This window comes from Shewanella sp. T24-MNA-CIBAN-0130 (assembly GCF_040310185.1).
Classification (GTDB): domain Bacteria; phylum Pseudomonadota; class Gammaproteobacteria; order Enterobacterales; family Shewanellaceae; genus Shewanella; species Shewanella psychromarinicola.
This window is the reverse complement of sequence record NZ_JBEOPP010000044.1, coordinates 33,786-41,770: the sequence shown is the minus strand read 5'-3', so window position 1 is coordinate 41,770 and position 7,985 is coordinate 33,786. Positions and strand designations below refer to the sequence as shown.

Below are 7,985 nucleotides of genomic sequence, written 5' to 3'. Positions count from 1 at the left end.
AAGCTTAGTTTATCGATTCATCCCCGCGACTTTCGCTACGCTCGGATCACGGGGTTTTCTCGACAGATTAGATAAATATATGTCTGGGTCAAAGGCTATTCCTAGGCCCCAATGACATACAGGACAGGACAACGTGAATATTATCTGAATGCTAGGGTAAATTAACAATCCCATTCAAACCTGTGAAGATTTAAATGGGATCCGTTAGGCTGTAGTGTTAATTTTTACTGCGCCAAAAAGTGTTTGTTAACGGCTTCTGCCATTAATTGTGGTGGGATCAAACCTTGTTTTAATACGAAATTATTAAACGCTAAACGATCAAATTTATCTCCTAAGGCAATTTCTACTCCGGCCCTAATCTCTAGTAGTCTTGATAAACCATAAAAGTAGCTACCAGCCTGACCAGGCATTCTCATGGTGTATCGATCAACTTCTTGTTTCACCGCCGCTTCTGAAAAAACAACGTCATTACGCAATAGTGTATAGGCGTGCTCTTTTGTCGTCAGGCCTAAGTTCAGCATTGGATCTAACATAGCGCGAGCGTTACGTAGTAATCGGTGCTGAAGTGCAATCAGCTGTGCTTCAATGGGAAGATACGGCAACATTTCTGCTTCAGCATAAAGGGCCCACCCCTCTACATTAACACTGTTAAATGCATAATAGACTCTTGCTAGTGAAACGCCTTGTTCTAACATGACCGAGAATTGTAATTCATGACCAGGTCGGCCTTCATGGGCACTTAATGTATAAGCAACCGCGTTAAAATTAAAATCATCATAAGCCGCATCACCGCTTAATGCAGGGTTACCCGTGGTAAGAATAAATTGGCCCTGTTCACCGGTATTGCCAATGAATGGTGGTGGAACCATATGAGGAGCGGGACTACCCGCGGCTTCTGCTTCGGTGGCAAGTCGCATAAGCATATCGCGTTTAGGTAAATCAACCACATGATGCTCAGTGATCATCTGCTCAAGTTTTTGATTAATGTCACGATAATAATCTTCAATTTTATCGTTGGCCAAAGACTGGTTTTTAAGTGCTTTAATAACATCGCGATAATCATCTGATGGAAAATCGAACTTTTTAGCCACCAAAGGTGCAAGAGCCTGCATATTGGCTTTGGTTATCATGTAACTTGTTTTTGCTTGCTCAATTAATAACTGCGGTTCGATGTCTATGCCCACGGTTTTGAGTTTTAAAGCATAAATTTCAGCGGGTAATCGAAAGTCGTCCCGTGAATGTGGAATAACGGTTTGTTCAGCCCATTGACGATAATCTTCAATTTGTTGTGTTAACAGCACCATATTGTCATTGGCTGTGGTGAAGTTATTTTTATCAAATAACTGCTGTAAACCTGTTATTAAGGTATCGAATCTTGCGAGCGCTTGGTTAACCTCCACTTTAGTGGGGCCCATTAAGCTTTTATTGGTTAAGGCTGTTTCAAATAACGTTTTGGCTTGTTCTGTGAGTGCCGGTTGTCCGGTTTTACCGACATAACAAGCAAGGCGCGACATGGCGGCCTGTTTACGGGCATCAGGCATTTGCTCATCTAATAATGCCGATACGCCACGAAATATAATCAAGGGGACATCAACCCAAGGTAACATGTATTTGTCGTCTAACTTACCCGTCGCTATGGTCTGATCGATATTGCCGATAATAATGTTAAGGTCTTGACGAACTGGCAATAATTTTTCAGTTTCAAGTGCCTGTTGCAAGCTTTTTTTGCTGCTTTCAAGGGTAAGAATAAACTTATCGTTTTGTGCCTTGGTAATATTGCTGCATTGACTATCGACTGCAGTTATTCCAATTGAGCTCGCTAATTCAGGTTGAAACTGACTGACAATTTTTATTTGTTTATTAGTGTATTGATTACTGATATCAACCCACGAACTTGCTGATGAAGTGAACGGAAGTAAAACAAGTAGTGGAATCACTGACGTGAATATTTTGCCTGGCATCGGCTTAATCCTTTTTTTATTTTTATAGAATGGCTATAAAATGACGATGAAGTAATCAGTATACCCGAATTTTACGGCCAAGCGACACGCCCTAAATCAAGCAGTTTGCTAACCAAGCGTTAGGATATAAATTTATATTAAACAGCAGCTTGCAGCGCCAATTGTCACATCAATGTCTATCGTATTATTGTCTCGTTACAAATAAAAAAGCCGCAACGCATAAGGTTACGGCTTTTAGACTCTGATTATAGGCCATCGACTTAAAAGACTTAGTCACTTTTGCAAGCCATCAACGGCTAAGCTAATGTAGACTCAATCCTAAAATCTAGCACTAATTTAAAAAGCAAAATCTTCGCTGCTTAATGCCATCATTGAATCGACACCGTTTTGAATACAGGCTGCGTGGCCTTTTGCTCTTGGTAACATACGTTGGATATAAAACTGGGCAGTTTTTATTTTCGCTTCATAAAACGCCGTTTCTGTTGTGCCGGCGGCAAGCTTATCTTGAGCAACCTTTGCCATTTTGGCCCAGAAAAACGCTAACGTAACGTAGCCCGCATACATTAAATAATCAACTGAAGCGCCACCGATTTCATCAGGGTTCTTCATCGCTTTAGCACCAATGGTGACGGTAAGTTCATGCCACTCTTTTGCATAAGCCATAATAGGTTGAATAAACTCTGCCATCGCAGGGTTATCCATATTTTGTTGGCAGAATACAGTGACATCTTTAGAGAATGGCTTTAACACTTCGCCCTGGGTACCAATAATTTTACGCGCCAGTAAATCTAATGCTTGAATACCGGTTGTGCCTTCATATAAACAGCTAATTTTGGTATCGCGCATTAACTGTTCCATGCCCCACTCTTTGATAAAGCCATGGCCACCAAGGATCTGCACTCCGTGGCTGGTACACTCAAAGCCTAATTCTGAAAGAAAAGCTTTTGCAATCGGTGTTAATAACGCGAGCTTTGTTTCGGCATCGGCTTTTACTGCTTCATCTTTTTCAGCATGACCGATATCAACCAGCTGGGCCAAATATGAAATTAACGCACGTCCACCTTCAGCGATAGACTTCTGAGTTAATAACATTCTGCGCACATCTGGGTGAACAATAATCGGATCAGCAGGACCATTAGGGTTTTTAACGCCACTGATAGAACGCATCTGTAGGCGGTCTTTTGCGTAAGCTAATGCACCTTGAAATGATGCTTCAGCAGCGGCAACGCCTTCACTGGCAACACCGATCCGAGCCGCATTCATAAAGGTGAACATGCATTTAAGGCCACGATTGGGTTCACCAATCAAATGTCCTTTAGCGCCATCAAAATTAATCACACAGGTGGCATTACCATTGATACCCATTTTGTGTTCAATTGAACCACAACTTACCCCATTTCTATCTGAAATAGTGCCGTCATCATTGACATTGAATTTAGGTACGATAAATAACGATATGCCTTTATTGCCTTCAGGCGCACCTGGTACACGGGCAATTACGATATGAACGATATTGTCAGACAGATCGTGCTCACCGGCTGAAATAAAGATTTTAGTCCCCGTTAACGAATAGCTGCCATCGTCATTGGGTTCTGCTTTTGTGCTTAACATGCCTAAATCTGTACCACAATGTGGTTCAGTTAAGCACATTGTTCCAGTCCATTTGCCTTCAACAAGCTTTGGCATAAATTGTTGTTTTTGCGATTCTGTGCCGTGAGCTTCAATTGTCGCTAATGCGCCATGACTTAATCCTGGATACATGGCAAAACTATGGTTGGCACTGGAAAATAGCTCAGCAATACTAATATTTAATGAATGAGGTAAACCTTGACCACCAAATTCTTCAGACTGAGATAACGTCGGCCAGCCACCTTCAACATACTTAGCGTACGCTTCTTTAAATCCGTCGGGTGTCGTCACTACACCATCATTCCACGTACACCCTTGTTGATCGCCGATTTGATTTAAAGGCGCAACGACCTGTTCTGTCAATTTTGCAGCTTCAGCGATTATCGCATCAACCATATCAAGGCTGGCATCTTGGTAACCCAAATGTTGATAGTGGGTCTCACATTCTAGTAGCTCTTGCATAACAAATTTAACATCACGAATAGGGGCTTTGTAATCAGGCATTGTGGCTCTCCAAAAAAATTTCTAAGAGTAAAAAAGGTTAACAGTCTATTTGTTGTATTTGTTCAAACACACAATATTTACTAGCTACAATGTTATGTGAACTGAAAGTATTATCCAAATGCATAATAATTATATGTATACATTCGTTTGAATCATACACTCGTTTGAATGGTTATTTATAAAGCATTATTAACCCGATGTCGATGCTTACCTTTTACATTAGCCAAGCCTAATGCGAAAAAGATAAATAAGGGAATGTGGTTATGACGCTAAAACAGTAATTATCACTGCATTATTCTTTATATGAATAGTTGCTTATTAAAACAATTGATTGGTTTAATTTTAAAACACCCCCTAGCATGATTTGGCGGTTAATTGTTCACTATAAGTGGTCGTTTTTATTTTCAGGAAAGATTTTCAAGATTGAAAATTAAATACTGATGATCCCCCTTGCTGTTATTGAATCACGCTGATTTTACAAAACTGTCAATTTACAGGTTAACAATAACAATGCTTAAGCATCATACATATTTAATGTAAATCAATGTATTGGCTAGATTATTTGATAACAATTAGTATTTATCTGGGGAAATAAATGAATAATAATAACTCAAAAATATTTAAACATTCTTTACTCGCATTTGCCGTTATGGGCGTGCTGGGTTCAACTGCTTACGCTGAAGAAGAAAAATCAACTAACGAAACATATGATGGCAGTATTGAAAGAATCGTTGTAACCGCGTCTAAACGCGCAAAAGGATTACAGGAATCTCCTGTGGCCATTACTGTGGTGAGTAGTAAAGCGATAGAACAAGCCAAAGTAATGGATATCACTGATTTACAAACTCTTGTACCTACTTTACGTGTGACACCGCTACAACGTTCTACTAACACTAACTTTGCTATCCGTGGTTTTGGTAATGGCACCAACAATACCGGTATTGAACCTTCCGTTGGCGTATTTATCGACGGAGTTTATCGCTCCCGCGCGGCATCTCAGATAGGTGATTTACCAAGACTGCAACAAATTGAAGTATTAAGTGGTCCACAAAGTACCTTGTTCGGTAAAAATGCTTCCGCAGGGGTTATCAGTGTCACGACCAGAGAGCCTTCATATGAGCAAGAAGGTAAGATTGAAGTCGGTGTTGGAAATTATAATCAACAAGAGATAAAAGGTTATTACACCAATGGCATAACCGATAATTTAGCGTTCAGTTTTTCTGGCGGAGTTAACACCCGAGATGGCTATACCGAAAGTGTGGTTGGATTAAATGACGTCAATGATCGTGACCGTTGGAATGTTCGAGGCCAAGCACTGTATCAACCAACAGAAGACATTAAATTTCGCTTTATTGCCGACTATAGCAAAATTCAAGAAGCGTGTTGTTCTGTAGAAGACGCCATAAACGGGCCTACAACTGCCGCGGTTCGTGCCTTAGGTGGGATTGTTATTGATGAAAATGATTCATTTTCTTATCAATCGGCACTCAACTCTGATCCAGATAATAATGTTAAAGATGGCGGCGTATCCTTGCAAATAGACATTGATTTTGATGGATACTCATTCACTTCTATCAGTGCGCTGCGTAAAAATGATTCTGATTTTATCAATGACGTAGATTACACCTCTTTAGATATTTTAAATGAAGGTGGTTATACAGATATTAAAACCATAACCCAAGAGTTTCGCTTAACGTCTACCGGTGAGCGTGATTTAGAATGGATGTTTGGCGCCTATGTTTTCAATGAAGAAGTCATCACGGGTGATACTTTATATTATGGAAATGATATTAGAAATTACTTCGATGTGCTTATGGCCGCGGGCGGCGCCCCCGGGTTATTAGGAGGTGTAGAAGGTGTTTATGGTCTTGAACCCGGTACCTTTTTCTCCAATGATTCAGCAGTAAGCTCAGAATTTGATCAACAAAATGATGCTTACTCGCTTTTTGCTAGCTTTGATTATCATATTACTGACGACTTCACTGCGATTTTTGGTGTCAGTTATACTAACGATAAGAAAGACGTCACCATTTCACAAAACCATACCGATGTGCTTTCTGCCCTTGATTTAGATACGGTACCCACATTATTTGGCGTGCCTATTGGTAGCATTCCACAGCTTGCCCCCGCAGTACCTGTTATCAAGAGCTTGCAGTTTTTACCGCCAATGCTGGGGTTGCCTAATGCGGTAGAGAACCATGAATCAGATGATAGCAAAACAACCTGGTCACTGCGCTTAGCCTACGAAATTAATGACAATATCAATGTATTTGCCACAGCAGCAACGGGGTTTAAAGCAACATCTTGGAATTTATCGCGTTATTCAAGCCCTTTTGCCTCGGATAAAGAGGCATTAGAAAGTGCGGGCTTAGCATTGCCAAATCAGGTTTATGGTGGACGCTATGCATCACCCGAAGAAGCGATGGTGTATGAAATTGGTATTAAAACCCAATTTGAAAATGGATCATTTAGCGCCACCTTGTTTGATCAAACTATTGAAGGGTTTCAATCATCTATCTTCATTGGCACCGGTTATGTACTGGCCAATGCCGGTCAACAAAGTACCCAAGGTCTTGAGTTCGACTCTATCTACAATTTAACTCAAGATTGGTCGTTTACCTTAGCCGGTACCTTCCTTGATCCTGTTTATGATTCATTTGAAGGGGCATCTGGCCTTGATGGTCCTGTCGATTTATCGGGCGAGAAACCGGCCGGTATTCATGAAGTCAGCATCACCGCCGGTATTGTTTATAACTTTGAAGTATTTAACGGCGCAGATGGCTATGTTCGTACCGATTATATTTACGAAAGTGATGTCAAATTAGCCGAAAACACCCCAGAGTCATTAACGCGTGAAGTGAATAGCTTCAATGCGAGTGCAGGATTAGCATTTGATAATGGCGTCAATCTACAACTTTGGGTACGTAACTTAACCAATGATGAGTACCTACTGTCGGCTTTCCCACCACCGATCCAAGCAGGTAGTTTCAATGGTTATCCGAACCAACCGCGTACATTTGGTGCAAACATTTCGTACCAGTTTTAACTAACTAAAGAGTTTGTAGTGACGGTAACTAACCCTTATTTTCACTACAGACTGTCGCTAAAGGTTGTCGCTATAAACTTTATTTTCAGCAGCGTTTACAACCAATAACTGATTTATATTGCGATTGAAGATATAAATTTAATCTCAGAGCCGAATTCACATAATAAGAGTTTTCAATATGACTATAGAATCAATATTACAAAACCGTGCTTCAGTGCGAGCATTTCTTGATAAACCCGTACCAAACGAAACCTTAAAGCACATTTTCTCCAGTGCACAACTCTCCCCTTCAAATTGCAATGTACAACCTTGGCAAACTTGTGTGGTGTCTGGGGCAACCAAAGATAAATTGAAACTACAGTTCATGGAAACCCTCATGAGTGGCGCATCACCAAATCCAGATTTCAATTGGTTACCTCAATATCAAGGCGTTCATCGTGAGCGCCAATTTGGCTCAGCTAATGCGTTATACAGCGCAATAGGCGTGGCACGAGAAGACAAAAAAGCCCGACAAATGGCGATGATACGTAACTGGCAATTTTTTGATGCGCCACATGCGGTATTTTTCACTATGGATAAATACCTAGACATTATGGGCGCAGTCGATTTAGGCATTTATGCCCAAACACTGTCACTACTCATGGCAGAACATGGACTTTCAAATTGCATGCAAGGCGCACTTGGGCAATTCCCCGATCCAGTAAGACAAATATTAAACCTGCCAGATGGTCGCGGAATTTTATTTGGTATGTCGTTTGGTTATGCCGATGAAAACGAGGCAGTAAATAGCACCAAAACCGATCGTGAACCGATAGATAATGCCGTAGCATTTTTTGATTAATCGA

At 40.8% G+C, this 7,985-nt stretch carries 4 protein-coding genes; 2 read left to right on the top strand and 2 right to left on the bottom strand.

Annotated features, from left to right (window positions below):
- Positions 1 to 224: 224 nt before the first annotated feature.
- Together AAEZ02_RS16045 and AAEZ02_RS16040 are read right to left on the bottom strand one after the other, a co-directional pair.
- Positions 225 to 1,961 carry a DUF885 domain-containing protein gene (locus AAEZ02_RS16045; protein WP_351123975.1) on the bottom strand — a complete coding sequence of 579 codons (1,737 nt, stop codon included), beginning with the start codon at positions 1,959 to 1,961 and terminating at the stop codon, positions 225 to 227.
- Between the two features lie 336 nt (positions 1,962 to 2,297).
- Entirely contained in the window at positions 2,298 to 4,094 is a 1,797-nt protein-coding gene (locus AAEZ02_RS16040) for an acyl-CoA dehydrogenase C-terminal domain-containing protein (protein WP_124013154.1), read from the bottom strand.
- A gap of 595 nt (positions 4,095 to 4,689) precedes the next feature.
- On the opposite strand from AAEZ02_RS16040, the gene AAEZ02_RS16035 reads away from it, so the two are divergent.
- Together AAEZ02_RS16035 and AAEZ02_RS16030 are read left to right on the top strand one after the other, a co-directional pair.
- Entirely contained in the window at positions 4,690 to 7,140 is a 2,451-nt protein-coding gene (locus tag AAEZ02_RS16035) for a TonB-dependent receptor (protein WP_124013153.1), read from the top strand.
- A gap of 178 nt (positions 7,141 to 7,318) precedes the next feature.
- Positions 7,319 to 7,981: a nitroreductase gene (locus tag AAEZ02_RS16030; RefSeq protein ID WP_124013152.1), complete on the top strand. Its 663-nt coding sequence runs from the start codon at positions 7,319 to 7,321 to the stop codon at positions 7,979 to 7,981.
- The last annotated feature ends 4 nt before the right edge of the window (positions 7,982 to 7,985 follow it).